The 18,597-nt window shown below is 31.6% G+C and carries 10 protein-coding genes; all 10 read left to right on the forward strand.

Annotated features, from left to right (window positions below; all coding sequences use genetic code 11):
• Nucleotides 1–15: 15 nt before the first annotated feature.
• The 10 genes from J2Z44_RS06575 to ppsA all read left to right on the forward strand — a co-directional run bounded on the left by J2Z44_RS06575 (nucleotide 16) and on the right by ppsA (nucleotide 18,426).
• Nucleotides 16–975 (forward strand): S8 family peptidase, encoded by a 960-nt coding sequence (locus J2Z44_RS06575; protein WP_209649431.1) that lies wholly within the window; start codon nucleotides 16–18, stop codon nucleotides 973–975.
• Entirely contained in the window at nucleotides 972–2,282 is a 1,311-nt protein-coding gene (locus J2Z44_RS06580; RefSeq protein ID WP_021283831.1) for a B12-binding domain-containing radical SAM protein, read from the forward strand. Before J2Z44_RS06575 ends, J2Z44_RS06580 begins: the two co-directional genes overlap by 4 nt.
• A gap of 4 nt (nucleotides 2,283–2,286) precedes the next feature.
• On the forward strand, nucleotides 2,287–3,975 hold the full coding sequence (locus J2Z44_RS06585; RefSeq protein WP_209649432.1) for an ABC transporter ATP-binding protein: 1,689 nt from the start codon (nucleotides 2,287–2,289) through the stop codon (nucleotides 3,973–3,975).
• A 510-nt stretch (nucleotides 3,976–4,485) separates the two neighbouring features.
• Nucleotides 4,486–5,826, forward strand: a complete 1,341-nt coding sequence (locus J2Z44_RS06590) for a DUF6398 domain-containing protein (protein ID WP_021283829.1) — start codon at nucleotides 4,486–4,488, stop codon at nucleotides 5,824–5,826.
• A gap of 346 nt (nucleotides 5,827–6,172) precedes the next feature.
• Nucleotides 6,173–7,177 (forward strand): Wadjet anti-phage system protein JetD domain-containing protein, encoded by a 1,005-nt coding sequence (locus tag J2Z44_RS06595; protein WP_021283828.1) that lies wholly within the window; start codon nucleotides 6,173–6,175, stop codon nucleotides 7,175–7,177.
• Between the two features lie 322 nt (nucleotides 7,178–7,499).
• Nucleotides 7,500–9,110 (forward strand): hypothetical protein, encoded by a 1,611-nt coding sequence (locus J2Z44_RS06600; RefSeq protein WP_021283827.1) that lies wholly within the window; start codon nucleotides 7,500–7,502, stop codon nucleotides 9,108–9,110.
• Between the two features lie 55 nt (nucleotides 9,111–9,165).
• Complete coding sequence (locus tag J2Z44_RS06605; RefSeq protein ID WP_021283826.1) at nucleotides 9,166–9,882, forward strand: DUF6063 family protein; 717 nt, start codon at nucleotides 9,166–9,168, stop codon at nucleotides 9,880–9,882.
• Nucleotides 9,875–14,269: a coiled-coil domain-containing protein gene (locus tag J2Z44_RS06610; protein WP_021283825.1), complete on the forward strand. Its 4,395-nt coding sequence runs from the start codon at nucleotides 9,875–9,877 to the stop codon at nucleotides 14,267–14,269. Before J2Z44_RS06605 ends, J2Z44_RS06610 begins: the two co-directional genes overlap by 8 nt.
• A 90-nt stretch (nucleotides 14,270–14,359) precedes the next feature.
• Nucleotides 14,360–15,313, forward strand: coding sequence for a 2-hydroxyacid dehydrogenase (locus tag J2Z44_RS06615; RefSeq protein WP_021283824.1), 954 nt, complete (start codon nucleotides 14,360–14,362; stop codon nucleotides 15,311–15,313).
• A 497-nt stretch (nucleotides 15,314–15,810) separates the two neighbouring features.
• The gene (gene ppsA, locus J2Z44_RS06620; RefSeq protein WP_021283823.1) at nucleotides 15,811–18,426 is read left to right on the forward strand and encodes a phosphoenolpyruvate synthase; all 2,616 of its coding nucleotides are present in this window, start codon (nucleotides 15,811–15,813) and stop codon (nucleotides 18,424–18,426) included.
• Nucleotides 18,427–18,597 lie beyond the last annotated feature (171 nt).

The following is an 18,597-nucleotide window of genomic DNA, read 5'->3' on the forward strand; positions in this document are numbered from 1 at the left end:
GTATGTAAGTAATATATGGAATGGTTAAATAAGGATGTTACAATATATGATTTAATTAATGATCACTATAGATTAAGTCTATGGGGACTAAGGTGTATTAATATTGAAAAAACCTGGGGTCTATGTGATGAGAAAAAATTGAGTGAAGTAATAGTTGGATTAATTGACTCAGGGGTAGAAGCAGAACATGAGGATTTAAATGGAAATGTTATTGAAGGGTATAATTTTATCCATAATAGCAGGGATACTTGTGATGAATTTGGCCATGGCACAAATGTTGCAGGCGTAATTGCTGCTAAAAAAAACAATGGAGTAGGAATTGCTGGAGTAGCTGATGGTGTTAAAATAGTGCCGTTAAAAGTTGTAAATAAAAATGGTAAGGCACATATCATGGATGTAGTTCGAGCTATTTATTGGGCTATAGAGAATAATGTCCATATTATTAATCTTAGTATGGGAGTTGAAGTTATTAGTAGTGATGAAATGAATTTAGTTCGGTTAGCACATATTAATGCTTTAAAGGTAGCCATAAGTAAAGCAATTGAAAATTCTATTATTATAATTAGTTCTGCAGGTAATAATGGTGAGGATAGTATTGATTTTCCTGCCAGTTTAAACAGCGTCATTGCTGTTGGTTCTGTGGGAGTACACAAGGTAAATGACACCTTTATCCTAGAAAAATCGGAATTTAATAACAGTGGGAAAAAGGATATAATTTACGCCCCAGGAGAGGACATTTACACAACCTTTATTAATAACACTTATAGCCACACTAAAGGCACTTCTATTGCTGCTGGTTTTGTTACTGGCATAGTTGCATATATGAAATTAATAGATCCTAAATTAAATCAAGAAAAGGCTAAGGAATTAATTTTTAAAAGTGCACATATAATTTCTAATCATAAGGAAGAAATACCCTTTATTAATGCAGATAATATAATGATTTCCATGTGGAGAGAGAAGGTGAATAAATGAAAGATATAGATGTAATGATTATTAATTTGTTTACTGAGGAAAGCATGAGCATAGACTCAACGGGGTCTAAAATAAGTACAATGCCGCCACTTGGGCAACTCTACATTTCTTCAGTATTACAAAGCAATGGCTATGAGGTTATGGTTTTAGACTTAGGCGTTGAAAACATGAGCAATAAGCAAATTCTAGAAAAGATTCAACAGCACTCACCAAAGATTGTTGGATTTTCAAGTTATTATGGTAGCTGGAGTATGTTGAAAGAAATAACTACTCTTATTAAGAGAGAATTTGAGGATATTGTTATTACTGTTGGAGGTAATAGTGCTACTTTCAACTATGAAGAAATATTGAATGAAATGAAGGTTAATTACATTATATTAGGGGAGGGGGAATTTTCTTTCTTAAAATTATGTGATTATGTCATTAGAGAAACTATACCTTTAGAACACGTAGAGGGGATTGCATATAAACAAGATAATAGCATTAGAAAAACTGAGGTTAAACGAATAAGTAATTTAGATGAACTTCCTTTTCCTAATAGGGAATTGATTAAGCTTCATAGATATAGGCACCCATTTACTATTGCTACAGCAAGAGGGTGTATTGGAAAGTGTATATTTTGTTCCTCTCAAGCCTTTTGGAAGGATAAAATAACTTTTAGAAGTATTGATAACGTTATTTTGGAATTAGAACATATTAAAAATAAGTTTGATGCAAAGGAATTTTTTATAATTGATGATACCTTTACATTAAATAAAGCCAGAGTACTAGAGTTTTGTGATAAACTAATTAAGAAGGACTTAAGTTTTTACTGGTTCTGCGAATCCAGAGTAGATGTGATTTCAGAAGAGGTTTTAATAGCAATGTATGAAGCCGGGTGCAGATGGATACAATTTGGTATGGAGAGTGGCAATGATGAAATTCTAGCTGGAATAAGAAAAAACATTAGTTTTAGTGAAATTGAAGAGGCTATTAGGTTAGCTACAAATATTGGATTTAGAATAAATCTTTCACTAATTATAGGACATCATTTGGACACTAAAGACACAATTAAGGAAACCTTAGAAAAGGCAAAGTATTTAAAAAGAAAATATCAGGTTAATGTTCTTGCCGGAATAAATACCCCTTATCCAGGCACTGAGGTGTTTGAAAAAAGAGATGAGTACGGATTGAAAATACTTACAAAAAATTGGGATAGGTACAAAATGGACAATCCTGTTATGGATACTAAATATTTAAAAGCCAATGAACTTAAAAGGCTGCATTTTAATTTTATGAAGGAATTAGAGCATATGGATAGGAGTTAGTTTCATGAGAAAATATCTATTAATGAAGAAGACAAAAGTAGTTAGTGCTTGCATTATGACTATCTTTGCAGTAATTGGGGGAGTTTATTTTTCTCTAATTATGAAAGAGATTATTGACTATATAAGTGCTGGTGAATTTCAGCTGTTAAATAGAAGAATTCCATATTATATTGGATACCTTATATTAATTAGTATTATATCCTTTATAAATAGGGTTTTTATTAATAATTATCTTAAAAGTGTGATTATTAAACTTAAATATGATATCTTCAAGTCAACAATGGACCAAGACTTTGTTAATTTTCAAAAAAAGAATATTGGGGAATATATTTCAGTTTATGATAATGATGTTAGTATGATAAATGATAATTATTTTTTTAATTGGTTTGAGATAATATCAAGTATTTCAGCATTAACTTTAAATATAATTTTTGCTTTAGTATTAAATGTGAGAATGACGTTAATAGTTATTTTAGCTAGTATATTATTATTTTCATTACCAATGATGTTTTCAGGATATATTGGAAGGTTAAGAGAAAACCTATTGCATTCTTATGGTGAGTTTAATAGTAAACTAAAGGATTATTTAACGGGATTTGAAACTATTAAGTACCATTTAAGTCTAAATTCCATTTTAAAAAGATTTAAGAAAACAAATGAAGAACTAGAAAAAAGAAATGTAAAATATGTAATATCCATCGCAACCTTAGATATTATTATGGGTATAATTTCTTTTGCAATAATTATTATTGTACTCCTTGTGGGAAGTAAGTATGTAATAAGTAAGGAGCTTACAGTTGGTGGACTTATTGCACTAATACAAATATTAAATGGAGTTACTCAAAGTGCCTCAGAGCTTTCTAGCCAACTAAGCAAATTAGCTTCTATTAAGGAAACAGTGAAAAAAGTTGAAGGTTTAATTGTAGTTAATGAAACTCATGAAACAGCTACAGGTATAAACAACTTCAAGGAAAATATTAGCTTTAATAACGTATCTTTTTCTTATAATGGTAAGGATAATATCTTAGAAAACTTAAATTTGGTTCTAGAAAAGAAAAAGAAATATGCAGTTATTGGAGAGTCTGGGTCTGGAAAATCCACAATAATAAGGCTATTATCAAAATACTACAATGACTACAGTGGAGAGATAAAAATAGATGATGTAGATGTTAAAGAGGTTTCTTTAATTAACTTATATGAAGTATTATCTATAGTTCCACAAAACATCCATCTATTTAATGATACCTTAAGATATAATTTATCCTTTGATAAAGATATTAGTGAATTAAACATTTCTCAATTTGAACTTCAAAAGCTTATTGATTCAAATAAGCAAAAACTAGATATGATAATAGGTGAGAACTCAACCAATATTTCAGGGGGAGAAAAGCAACGAATTGGAATTGCTCGGGGATTTTTAAGAAAGACTCCAATAATGATTCTAGATGAATCAACTTCCAGCATGGACAATTTAACCTCTAGAAAAATTCAAGAAGTATTATTAAATGAACCTGAACTTACATTAGTGAGTGTACTTCATAACCTTGATAGTGAAATATTAAAAAAGTATGACAGTATAATACTAATTCAAAATGGAGCAGTAAAAGAAATGGGCACCTTTGAACAGTGTGTAAAAAACAATAAGGAATTAGCACGAATGGTTGGAAATATAGCTTACATCCCTGAACCTTAAGGTATGGGGATGTAAGCTTTTTTATATAGGAAAATGATAAGATTGTTAAAGTCACGAGGATATAATATAGAAAAACATGAAGTAATTTAACAATATAAAAACTAAATAAAGAGTTTGTCCCATTTAGAAATTAAATGGGTGTAGTATTCTATTGCCTAAAATATTAATATGAAGTTCTTCACTGAGTTTAATAGCAAGCTGTGAGTGCCAGAGGTTTTGATATAAATAAACAAAAGTTTTAAGGAAAATTTGTATTTTATAGGAATAGGAAGAAGAATTTTATGTTAGAATTTAACTATGAAGTCTTAATAAAGGCTCACCTCCATTTATAAAGAAACAACTTTAACAATTTATAATTATTAAAAGATGCTGTTTCTCTAAAGTAGTTAAGCAGCCTCAAAGATATAAAAATATGAATTTTAGTTTCAAATTTTAAAGCTCAGTATTATATGGATACCACAATGGTGAGCTTGTTTATCTATAAATTAAAAAATATTAGGAGTAATTAGTATGAGTAATAGAAAAGTACCAAAAGCAATGGAAGAGAAGTTTAATGAAACAAGTAAAATTATTGAGGAGTTTTGTAGTGAGCACTTAAATCATGAGTATGAAGATTTATGTGTTGATTTATGTGCAGCACTATGTAGAAAAAGGCCATCACCCCTAGAGAAGGGGAGAGCTAAAACCTGGGCTTGTGCCATCGTTCACGCCATAGGAAGTGCTAACTTTTTATTTGATCCAGAGCAAGACCCGCACATGAAAGCTAAGGACTTATATTTAAATTTTGGAGTGAGTAGTAGCAGTGGAGGAACAAAATCCAGGGAAATTCAAGAACTCATGGATGTAAACTTTTTTAATGGACAGTGGACACTGCCAAGTAAACTTGAAGATAATCCTATGATTTGGCAGCTATCAGTTAATGGTTTAATAATTGATGTTAGAAATGCCCCAAGAGAACTGCAGGAAGAGGCTTATAGACAAGGGTTAATTCCGTATATCCCAGCAGATAAAGATAAGGAAGATAAAAAAAGGGAAGATAAGGCATCTAAATGTCAAGGAAGTAAAATAATTGAGTTTCCTGGGAATAAAACCAAAAGCAAAAGAAAGAAAAACCTTACTGAAAAGGAAAGAAAACAACTTGCGGATGAGATTATTTCTGGAGTTTATGAGTGTGACTATGCTGATGAAGCTATTGAACTTGCAAAGGAAGCATTAGAAATGTATGAAAATTGTTCACAAGCTTACATAGTTTTAGGAGACGTTTCAGATTGCAGCAATTTAGAAAGAAAAGCTTATTTTCAAAAGGCTGTTGAAGCTGCAAAAAACGAATTAGGTAAGGAATTTGAAGAGTTAAAGGGACATTTTTGGCTTGCTCATGAAACTAGACCCTATATGATGGCTAAAGCTAATCTTGCACATTATTTATGGGATATTGGTCATAGAAGTGAAGCAATAAAAGAAGCAAAAGAAATGCTACAGCTTAATCCAAATGACAATCAAGGAATTAGGTGGCTTATTGTTAATTGGTTAATACTAGAAAATGATTCCTACATAGAAGAGTTATTAAAGTTCTACGAAGATGATGCATCAGCTTCCATAATTTTTAGTAAAGCCTTATTAGAGTTTAAGAAGGGCAATAATAAAGAAGCTGAAAAAGCCTTGAAAGAAGCTAAAAACCATAATCCTCATGTTATACCTTACTTAATTGGAAAGAAAAAGTTACCAAAGCAACCCCCTGAGTATATGGGGTTTGGTGATGATTTAGAAGCTCAATCTTACGTATTCGACGGTGGCTATGAAGCTTGGAAAAATACTGAGGGAGCTATTGCTTGGATTAAAACAATAAAGTAAATAAGGTCCAAAAATCCTCTGAAGTTAGATTCTAAATAAAATCCATGGTGAAATAATTAAGCCATGGATTTTTTTATATACCTTTGAATAAAACATATCATTCTGTACAAGCTTAAAATAGGAAAGGGCCTATTGCTTTATGACTTAATTTTGGACCTTTACAATGAATTGTAGTGAACAAAGGTTTGTATTATGTATGTCTTACTGTTAAAATTGTTATATAGAGGTACAGGATTGAATTTAACTTATTAGTGTCCACAAACCCTTAAGGGAAATAGAGTAGGAAGCATGTATAAGGAAGTTTTAATTCTGGTTTTACATACAAAGATTAAGGGAAGGTATTTTTATGAAAGACTTAAGAAAGCTTAATAAAAAAAGAATAGATACTATTGAAATGCAAAAGTATCTAGGAATCGAGGATTACTTAGAATTTGCCTCAATAGTTAAAGACCTTGAAGTGAAAAAGGTTATATCTCCTGTTGCCAGCAGTAAAGGCAATGGAAAAAGACCTGCCCTTTATAACAGGTATAACATTTTACAAGAAGAAATAGATTATTCAAAGTACATAGAAGAACTCCATTATGGTTTAGATATTAGATTAAACAAAACCTATTATTTAAAAAATCTAGAAAAATACATAGAAGATAGGGACTATGTGTTAAGTCTCAGTAGGTTCTTAAAGAAACATCCTGAAGGAATAGAAACAGAGCTAGCTGTAAATGAGCGGAGTTTTCAGGTTTGGGGAAAAGAAAAGTTTTTAAAAAAGGGTGGGGAAAGGATTTTAAAGAATTTAGGTTTGACCTTGGACTATTTAAAAGTTTATGAAACAACAGAACCACTTCCTTATTATTCTTTTGACAAAACAACCCCTCAAAATGTGGTGATAATTGAGAATAAGGATACCTTTTATTCTCTTCGTAAATTCTTACTCAGTGGAAAAAATTCTATCTTTGGAGTTAATATCTCCACTGTAATTTATGGGGGAGGAAAAACCATTTTTAAAAGTTTTAAAGACTTTAAACTTTGTGTTGAGCCCTATCTTGCTCACAAAGACAATAAAATACTTTATCTTGGGGACATAGATTATGAGGGAATTCTTATTTATGAAAACCTTAGTGAGGCTTTTAAAGATGAGGTTAACCTAGAACCTTTTGTTGAAGGCTATAAAGAAATGATAGATAAGTACTTAAGGGAAAACATAGACTTACCTATCACCAAGGAAGGGCAAAACAGAGGAATTAAAACTTTATTTTTAGATTATTTTCAGGATGAATATAAGAAGGAAATATTAAAAGTACTGAAAATGGATAAGTATATTCCTCAGGAAATATTAACTATAGAGGATTTTTAACTTAGAGAGATATAGGTTTCCATGATGGAATTTTAACTTATTTATCATGATAACCCCTTAAGGGAACTAGTGTAGGACTCAGGTATAAGTTAAGCCTTAACTCTGGTTCCCTATATCAAAAGGGAAAAGGATTTAAGAAGGTAGTAATCTAAATCATATTAATATGAGAAATAAAAAAATAATATGGATTTTAAATTTAGGAAAATTATTGGAGAGAACAATTTTAATATTAGTATTTCTATGAATATAAACTTTCACCTAAGTGGTTGGTGATTTAGGATTAAAAAAGAAATATTCAAATATAGATTTTTAGGAGAAAACAATGGAAGTTGAATTTTTAAAGAACTTTAATTTAAGAATGAAAAAGCTAGGATCTTATGCTTTAATTTGCAAGAATAGTATGTTTAAAAGTTCCTGGAAGAACTATGGCTTTAATGAGGACTATGAGTATTTAAACCTTATTTTTGCAGTGCTTTTGTACATTATGGAGCAGTCTTTAAAGGATGAAAACTGCACCCTAGATGATATTGCTGTGTTTATTGATGATATAAATTCTAAATACTTTAATAAGAGTTTAAGCTTTGAACAGTGCAAAAACCTTGGAGAATTTATTGTTAATACCATCCTTTGTGATGATGGGAAGGTTATGTATTTCAAAGGGTTTAATTTTGAAGATAGGGAGTACAAGGATATACATATTTCCTTTATAGGGAACAAGATTGTTTATATAAATAATGTGGTTAAAAGAACTTCCTATTATTTAACTGATGAAGGGTACTCTCTTTTATTGTCTACTCTAGAAATGGAGAATAACTTAAGGTTAACTATTCACGAGTTAATTTTTAAAATGCATCTTGAAAAGGCCACCTACGATAGAGCAGTGGAGGATATTAAAAGTATTTTCAATATTTTAAGAATGCAGCTTCAAAAAATGGAGGAGGCAATTAGGAGAATTAAGGAAAATGCTCTTAATTATTCTGTAGAAGAGTACAGTGACCTTCTTCAAGGAAACATGGAGTCTTTGCAGGAAACTAGAGGAAAGTTTAAAAATTATAAGGAACATGTTGATGATAGAATAAAGGAATTGAAGGAAAAGGATATAAATATTAAAAGACTGGATGAAAAGGAGCTAGATAATTTAAAGTATTTAGGAATTATCAGTAAGTACTTAACTAGAACCATAGAAGAACAGCAAAAGATTCTAAACTCTCACTTTAATTTAAAAAACATTTATGCAAGGGAGCTTAGAGAAATATCCTCCATGGCTATAATTAAAAGATTTAATATAACAACAGAGATCTTTGATAAAATCCTTGAGGATAGCAGTAAGTTGGATGCTATAGAAAAGGTGTTTAGACCACTTTTTAATATGCCAATTGAAAAGAAATATAATTTAAACAAGAGCCTTCAATACCAAAAGGTTATAAAGGAAAAAGAAGTTGAAGATGATGAACTGATTTCCTTTGAAGATGAAGATTGGGAAAGAGAAAAAGAGGAGCAGGCGAGAAGGAAGCTATTAAGTTACAAAGAAGCTTTAAGAGTGCTTCTGGAATTAATCTGTGATAAAGGGGAAACTTCTCTAGGGGAAATTTCAAAGATTGTAGAGGAAAATAAAAGCCTTAAGGAAATTTTAATTCCGAAGGTAGAAGTTTTTAGAGAAATAATCATTGAGCTTCTTAAAGGAAAGGAAATTCATATTCAGGAGTTAAGAGAAGAAGTCAGCGCAACCTTACAAGAAAGTGGACAACTGCAGTTTCAATTAAATGAGGTTTTATTAGATTTAGTTGAGGAAGAGCCAAAGCTAGCCCATATTAAAACCATAAAAGCAGACAAGTTATTTAATAATGAAAAAGTAAAGTTCAGTGAAGTATCTAGCGAAAAAGGGAAGGTTAAATCAGTGATTTGTTCTGATGTTCTCTTTAACATATCTTAAAGTAAATAATAAGGCAAAGCTACAAAAGTTAATTAGGGAAGGAAAGTAGTGAACAATGTATAATATTGAAGATATAACAATGGGTAATAGAATTTTTTACTATCTTCTTAAAAATGGAGAGCTAAAGGAAGAAGTAGAGAGAGATTTATATAGAGCTTATTCAGAAAAAGAAGAGGTAATGAGCTTAGTTAAAAGGCAAGGAGAAGATTTTAACTGCAGTATTGAAAAATACAGTGGGGTTATTTATTTAATTCCTAAGGAAGACAATGAATTTTTAGGTTATTCTAAGGGAGAATTAAAAAGGGAACTTTGTAAATCTGGTGGAACAGACAAGGATTATTACTTATCCCAGTTTGTAATTTTAACAATTTTAGTTACTTTTTATAATTCTCAAGGAAAATCCAGCAAGTCAAGGGACTTCTTAAAGGGAGGAGAACTTTCTAATTTAGTAAATGAAAAGTTAAAGGATGCCGTGGAAAAAGAAGAAGTAGAGAACTTAGAAAAAACCTCAGGCATTGCCTTTACAAATCTTTATGAGAGTTGGCAAGCCTTAAAAAGTTCAGATAAGTCAACCACAGCTAAGACTACTAAAGAGGGATTTATTTATACCATATTAACCTTCCTTGAAAATCAAGGGTTAATAATGTACATAAAAGATGATGATATGATTAAAACAACTTCCAAGCTAGATAACTTCATGGATTGGAATATTTTAAATAAGAATAATTATGAAAGGGTAGCAAAGGCCTTAGGAGGTGTTGACGGTGAGTAAACTTAATAGTCTTAGATTAGTTAATTTAAATTATAATAACAACACTATGAAGGTTAATGATGAAATTTTTCAGTTTGGTGGAGAAAGTACCTTAATGAATTTAAGAAACGGAGGGGGAAAATCTGTAATGGTGCAGATGATGATGGCTCCCTTTGTTACTAAAAGAAATAGAGATTTAAAAGAGAGAAAATTTAATAGCTATTTTACCTCCCCAACTCCTACTTTTATATTAACAGAGTGGGTTTTAGAGGGAGGAGACAATCGCGTTCTTATTGGTATGGCAGTGAGAAAGAAGAATTCCTCTGAGGAAGATGATGAGGAATTAGATATAATAAACTTCATTCATGAGTATAGAGGCAGCAACCCCTATGATATTTATAATTTACCTGTTGTAGAAAATCAGGGTAATACCTTAAAAATTAAGAGTTTTGGTAACTTTAAAACTCTTGTTGAAGAGTTAAAGAAAAATAGAGATTTTAACTTTAATTATTACGATATGAATGTAGCCTCTCAAAGCAGAAATTATTTTGAAACCCTAAAGCAATATAAAATAAACCACAAGGAATGGGAGAGCATCATTAGAAAGGTAAACATGAAGGAATCAGGTTTATCTGAGTTATTTCAAGAGGCAAAGAGTATTCCAGGGTTAGTAGAAAAGTGGTTTATTAAAACTGTTGAGGACAAGTTAAATAGAGAAGAAAATAAGATAAGTAATTTCCAAGAAATCATAAAGAAGTTTATTTATCAATTCAAGGAAAATGAAGCTAGAGTTCAAAAAAAGGCAGCTATTGAACTTTTTAAGGAAGAATCAGAAAACATAGCTTTAGCTGCTGATAGTTTTAATAAGGAAAGAATCCACAAAGAAGAAATAGAAAATGAAATTGCAAATTTAATATTATTTTTAAAAACTTCTAAGGAAGCAAGAGAATTAGAACAGGAAAGTTTAAGGGAAATTTTAAATAGCCTAAGGGCCGAATTAAAGGATATACAGTATGAAGAAGCCTCTGTAGGGTTTTATAAGCTAATGGATGAAATTGAAGCTTTAGAAGAGGAAATTAATAATACCAGCTTACAGATTGAAAAAGTGGAAGGGGAAAAGCTGCACCTTGAAAGAACAAAGGGAGTTTATCAATGTGCTAAGATTTATGAAGACTATAAAAAGACTTCCCAAAGAGTTCAAAAGTATGAAAATCAACTAGAACTAGCTAACTCCAATCAAGAAGAAACTGAAGAGGAAAGAAAACACATTGGCTTTACTTTAAAAAATTACTACCTTAAAGAAGAAGAAACCCTTGAAAATCAACTAAAAGATAATATGGAAAGTTTAGATAAAACAAAAGAAGAAATTGAAACTATAGCTTCTAACTTAAAAGATTTTGATGCATTTATATTTAGCAACAGCAAAAGATTAGGTGGACTACAAAGTGACATAAAAAGGTATAACGAAGTAGAAGAAAAGTTTAATGATAAATATAAGAAAAAGATTTTAAGAAATATGCTAGGATTTTATCCAGAAGATTTAATTTTAACCTGTAAAAATGCCTATGAAAAACAGGAAACAGCTTTAAATGAAAAAATTAAAAATTTAAATAAAACCTTAGTTTTAAGAAAAGAAGAAGTTCCAAAGGTGGAAAGCGAAAAGGTCAGACTAAGTTCCCTTATAAATAAAATTAATATGAAGCTTGAAGAGGGAGAAAAGCAAAAGATAGAGATAGAGGAAAAAATAAAAGAACGAAAAGATGTTTTAAAGTACATAGAGTTTTCTGAGGAGAAGTTATACCAAACAGAGGAAATCCTAAAGACCTTTGAAAGTAAAATAGAACTTTTAAGGGAAGAAGAGAAAACCTTACTTGGAAGAGTTTTAAAGGTTAAGGAAGAGTTAACTATTCTAGAAACAGGAAGAAACTTAAAGCTTTCAAAGGAACTGGAAAGAAAGCTTAAAGGAAGAGGTATAGACCTGGTATATGGAGTTGATTGGCTTAAAAATAACAGTTATACCATGGAAGAAAACTTTAGACTTATAGACAAAAATCCAATGCTACCCTATTCATTAATTATGGAAGATGAGGATATTAATAAACTTAAAAGTGAAGAATTAGGGGTTTATTCAAATAGTCCAATTCCAATAATAAATAGAAGAAACCTAGATAAAAACTTAGGAAAGATTAATAAGGAGCTTTGGGTTCTAGATGACATTACTTTTTATATTTCTTTTAATCATAAGCTTTTAAATGAAGAGGAGCTAAGAATTCTTCTAGCTAAGAAGGAAGAAGAAATAAGAAAGGCAGAAGAACTTCTAAACCTTAAAAGAAAAGACATAGATACCTATCAAGGTTTAAGAAATAATATAAAAACCTCTAACTTACATAAGGATTCCTATAAAAACCTTTTAAATGAAATAGAAAAAGATGAAAAGGAATTAAAGACTGCTGTTTCACAGTTTGAGCACATGAATGAAAAACTAGAAGAACTTAAAAACTCCATTGAAAAGGGAGAAAAACAAATCAAAGAAGAGGAAAAACTGCAGAGGGATTTAAAGGATGAAATGGATAGCTTTAAAGAACTTGCACTTCAGTATGAAAAGTATAAAAACTATAAAATAGAAGCTGAAAAAGTAAGTAAAACTATTTCTGAAGCCGATGATTTAAAAGCCCAAAAGGAAGAGTATATTAAGCAGAAGAGAAATTATTTAAAGAGCTTAGAAGAGCAAAAAAGGGAGCTTTCCTCTAATTTATCAAAGATTAAAGAACAGGTTTCTAGATTTCTACAATATGAACAAGGAACCATCATTGAAAAAGATATAGAGGATTTACAAGGAAGATACTTAGCTTTAACCTCTGAGCTTATGAAGGAAATAAAAGTCATTGAAGAAGAGTTAAAGGAAGCAAGGGAAAATTTTAGGGAAAAGGAAACGGAGCTTACCACTACTCAAGATGAATACGGCCTATTTGAGGAGGATTTTAGGCAAGTATTTTATGATAGAACTAAGGAAAATGAAGCTAAAAAACAGCTAAAGGAAGCTAAAAGAACTTTTGATAAACTTAAAGAGGCTGAAGTAGAAAGAAAGATAGAGTTAGCAGGTTTAGAAGAGCGTAAAAGAGGTATTATAAGTTCTCTTGAAGAAAATTATGGTAGAGCCTATCCGAAAGAAAGAGGAGAAATAATCTTTGTTAATTTCCCAGAGAGAATCTTAGAAAAGAATGAAGAAATTCAAAGGGCAGATACCAGATTAAAAGTTAACATTAAGGAGCAAGAGATTATAGGAAAGACCTTAAGTTCTTTAGATAGTTATGGAGATTTTTCAGTTAACCAATTTATTGAAATTAACACTCCAATAAAATCCATAGAAAGATTTAAGGGTGAACTTGTAAGAGATTATAATCAATGTATTGATAGGAATATGAAAGAAAGAAATAACCTTAGTGATGAAATTACCAAGGTATCTAAAATTCATATTTTTAGTGATGATGATTTCTTTATGAGAACTTTAAGCACTTTAGCAGAAATTGTTGATGAGCCGCAAAACGTAATAGAAACCTTAGATACAGCTTTAAAAGCACAAGAAATGATATTAATGCAGCTTTATAAGGATTTAGAATTAATTAATGAGGAAAGAGCAAACGTAGAAGACATTCTATTTGATTATGTGCTAGAGGTCCATGAGAATCTTGATAAAATTCATGACAATTCCACAATTAAAATAAAAGATAAATATGTTAAAATGCTGCAAATTAAACTTCCAGACTGGGAAAGCAATAAGGAGCTTTATAGGATAAGGCTTAGAGACTTAGTAAATGGTGTTACTGAAAAGGGCTTAGCACTACTTACTGAAAACCAAAACATTGAGGAAATGCTGTCAAAGACTATCACCACAGTAAATCTTTATAATGAAGTAGTATCCATAAGTAATGTTGACGTAAAGCTTTATAAGGTTGAAGAGGATAGACAAATACCTATCAGCTGGAATGAGGTATCAAAGAATTCTGGTGGAGAAGGCTTCTTATCTGCCTTTGTTATATTATCAAGCCTCTTATCTTACATGAGAAAAGATGATAGCGAAATATTTTCAACCAGTGGAGAGGGAAAGGTTCTTATTATGGATAACCCCTTTGCCCAAACAAGCTCTGAGCACCTTTTAAAACCTCTAATGGATATTGCAAAAAAGAGCAATACTCAGTTAATATGCTTTACAGGACTTGGTGGAGATTCCATTCTTAATCGCTTTGACAATGTGTATGTTTTAGATTTAAAGGCTTCTAAATTGAGAAATGGAACTCAAAAATACCTAGTTTCTACCCATGAAAAAGGGGAGGAGTTAGTTCACGATTTAATTTCTTCAAGATTTAAAATAAAAGAGGAAGAAGTAGAGCAGATGGAACTGTTTTAATATTAATTCTTTATATATTTTTATTTAGAAGCTTATAATAATAAAGTAAAATAATATTAAAAAAGAGTTTAATAGAGGGAGAAGAAGTATATGAAAATAGTATTACTAGAACCACTAGCAATAAGTCCACAAGTATTAATGGAGCTTTCAGGAAAGCTTGTAGACATGGGTCATGAGTTTGTTTTTTATGATAATGTAGAAAAGGACACGGAAGCTCTTAAAAAAAGAGTAGAGGATGCAGAGCTTCTTATTATTGCAAATAATCCACTAACTGGTGAAGTTATTAGAGCAGCTAAAAATTTAAAGTACATTTCAGTAGCTTTTACTGGTACGGATCATGTGGATAAGGAAGCTTGTATAGAAAGAGGCATTAAGGTATCAAATGCACAAGGCTATGCAACGGAAGCTGTAGCAGAGCTTACTATTGGAATCATAGTGTCGCTTCTTAGAAATGTAGTTAAGTGTGATGAGGTTACAAGAAAAGAAGGCACAAAGGCAGGGCTTGTTGGCTTTGAACTTAATGGAAAAACTGTTGGTATAGTTGGAACTGGTGCTATTGGACTTAGAACAGCTGAAATTCTTAAAGCCTTTAACTGTAAGCTGCTTGGTTATAATAGATCTAATTGTGAAGCAGGTAAGGCTTTAGGCATTGAATACGTTAGTTTAGAGGAACTATTATCAAGAAGTCATGTGGTTTCCTTACATGTGCCTTTAAATGAAGGAACTAAAAATTTAATTAACAAAGAAAAGCTTGCCTTAATGAAAAAGGATGCAATTCTTATTAATGTAGCTAGAGGACCAGTGGTTAATAGTGAGGATTTAAGAGATGCACTAAATGAAGGATTAATAGCTGGGGCTGGAATTGATGTGTTTGAAGTAGAACCTCCTGTTCCTGCAGACCACCCTTTATTTAATGCTAAAAACATCTTAGTGACACCTCATGTAGCCTTTGCTACAAGTGAATCCATGGTTAAAAGAGCAAATATAGTTTTTGATAATGTTTACTCTTGGCTAAAGGGTGAAGAAAAAAATATAGTATTTTAGGAAATCAGAAGCTGCTTCATAATGCAACAACATGCACTGTGAAGCAGCTTATATTTATATAAGTATTACTCTTATGATTCTTGAAATTCATTCTTATTTATATAGATAAAACACTTCAACATTTACTTATGTTTTCCAAGAAACAGTTTTCTCAAAAAATGGGCACAAAAAGCTGATTATTTTCAAGCTCAATTAATTTAATTATCTAATTTTCTATTAATATTAAAGAATCGCCATATTTAAAGATATATATAGTTTTGAGCTTATTTATCTATAGATAAACCATGCCATAACCTTAAATAAAACTAAGGTTTTTGAATACTTCAATGAGGAAATATTTAAATATAATAAGGGGAAACTTCTCCCCCTCTTTATTATAACACATGTAATTTTTAGATAACAGACTTATAATTTAGGATTATTGTGTGTATTATAGGAACAGACATGAAAAGAGATTATTGCTTCACCTAGACCTAAATAGAGGGAGGAGAATGTTTATGAATTCATATGTGCTTAGCTTTGAGAAAATCGACAAAACAAAGATTTCCATGGTTGGAGGGAAAGGTGCCAATCTAGGGGAACTATGTAAAATTGAAGGAATAACTGTACCAGAGGGTTCTTGTATTTCTACTGAGGCCTTTAAAAGAGTAATAGGGGAAACACCACTTATTAAGGAGTTACTTGATGAGCTAACCCTTTTAAAGGTGGAGGATATTGATAAAATCGCTGAAATTAGTAGTGATATACGTAGAGTTATTGAAGAAGTAACCATCCCAGAGGATATTAGTGAAGAAATCACTAACCTTCTTTTAAACTTTGGAGAAAATAATCCCTATGCTGTTCGTTCAAGTGCAACTGCAGAGGATTTACCCAATGCCTCCTTTGCTGGTCAGCAAGATACCTATCTAAACATTAAAGGAAGAGAAGCAATTTTAAATCATATAAAAAAATGTTGGGCATCACTATTTACAGAGAGAGCTGTAATTTATCGTATACAAAATGGTTTTCACCATAGAAAAGTATATTTATCTGTGGTGGTTCAAAAAATGGTTTTTCCACAGGTTTCTGGTATCATGTTTACTGCAGATCCTGTTACTGAGAATAGAAAAGTCTTATCCATTGACGCAAGCTATGGTCTTGGGGAAGCTTTGGTTTCCGGCCTTGTAAATGCAGATATATATAAAGTACGTCAAGGGAACATAATTCATAAACATATAGCAACTAAAAAGCTAGCTATTTATCCTTTAGAACAGGGAGGGACTAAAAAGCAGCATATTGAGCCTAAACTTCAAAGTAAGCAAGCCTTAACTGATGAGCAAATTTTGGAGCTTGAGACCATGGGTAGAAACCTAGAAGAGCATTTTGGCTCACCACAGGACATTGAATGGTGCTTAGCTAATGATAAGTTTTATATTGTACAAAGTCGTCCAATCACTACTTTATATCCTATTCCTGAAGTAGAGGATGAAGAAAATCATGTATATATTTCTGTTGGACACCAACAAATGATGACGGACCCTTTAAAACTACTAGGAATGTCTTTTTTTCAGTTAATATCCTTTGGAAAGAGGTTTAAGGCTGGTGGAAGGCTCTTTGTTGATGTGGCACAAATGCTTGTTTCACCTGAAAGTAGAGAGGTGTTATTAAAGGGCATGGCACAACATGACCCTCTTATAAAAGATGCAATCGCAACCCTTATACAGAGGGGGGATTTCATAAAGTTATTACCTGAGGAGAAGGAACATGAGAACTTAAGCAAGGGCAATAAAAGTGAAGCTACTAGGAAAGAGGAACCGCAAATAGATAGTAATCCTAACATAGTTTCTGATTTAATTAAGAAATGTGAAGATTCCATTGAAGAGTTAAAACAAAATATTAAGAATAAGACCGGAACAGAGTTATTTGATTTCATTTCAGAAGATATTGGGGAGTTAAAAAGAATTTTATTTGACCCACAAAGTTCAGCAGTTTTTATGGCAGCTATAAATGCTTCAGCCTGGGTTAATGAGAAAATGCAGCAGTGGTTAGGAGAAAAAAATGTAGCGGATATCCTTTCTCAATCTGTACCAAACAACATTACTTCAGAGATGGGCCTGGCCCTAATGGATGTGGCAGATGCTATTCGTCCTTACCCAGAAGTAATTGATTATCTAGAGCAGATAAAAGATGATGACTTTTTAGAGGAGATAGTAAAGCTTCATGGTGGACAGGAAGCAAAAGATGCTATTAATTCATATCTACAGAGATTTGGGATGCGTTGCAGTGGAGAAATTGATATTACTAGGCCTCGCTTTAGTGAGAAACCAACTACGCTTATTCCTATGATTCTTAGTAACATTAAAAACTTTCAGCCTAAAGCTAGCCAAAGAAAGTTTGAACAAGGACGACAGGAAGCATTAAAAAAAGAACAAGAACTACTAGAGAGATTGAAGGAGCTACCTGATGGTGAGGATAAAGCTAAAGAAACAAAGGGGAAAATTGATTTAATAAGAAACTTCATTGGGTATCGTGAGTACCCAAAGTATGGATTGGTTAATCGCTACTTCCTTTATAAACAGGCTTTACTAAAAGAAGCTGAAAAGCTAGTTCAGGCTAAGGTTATCCATGAAAAAGAGGATGTATACTATCTTACTTTTGAAGAGTTTCGGGAAGTGGTAGCCTTAAATAAACTGGATTATAACATTATAAATCAGCGTAAAGAAGAGCACAAATTATATGAAAAACTAACTCCACCACGAGTTATGACTTCTGAGGGTGAAGTGATTACTGGGAAGTATAACCGTGAAGATATCCCCGAAGGTGCAATGGTAGGTCTAGCTGTTTCCTCTGGAGTTATAGAGGGCCGTGCCCGTGTTATTTTAAACATGGAAGATGCTAAGCTAGAAAAGGGAGATATTTTAGTTACCTCTTTTACTGACCCTAGCTGGACACCACTATTTGTCTCCATAAAGGGCTTAGTAACTGAAGTTGGTGGACTAATGACCCATGGAGCAGTTATTGCAAGAGAATATGGCTTACCAGCAGTTGTGGGAGTGGAAAATGCTACGAAACTAATAAAGGATGGACAACGAATTCGTGTTCATGGAACAGAGGGCTATGTAGAAATCTTATAATGTGATATATAATAGAAATAAAAATTTTATCACAGGATCATATAGAAGAAAGTCTTAACCAAACAAATATGAAAATAGTTTTTATAGGGGCTACTTACTAAAAAACAAATGTAGTAATTGATGAGTATGCCTATTATAGTAATAACTTCACTACAAAACTAGTTTGCACCT

It is taken from the genome of Clostridium punense, from assembly GCF_017874425.1.
GTDB classification, from domain to species: Bacteria; Bacillota; Clostridia; order Clostridiales; family Clostridiaceae; genus Clostridium_J; species Clostridium_J punense.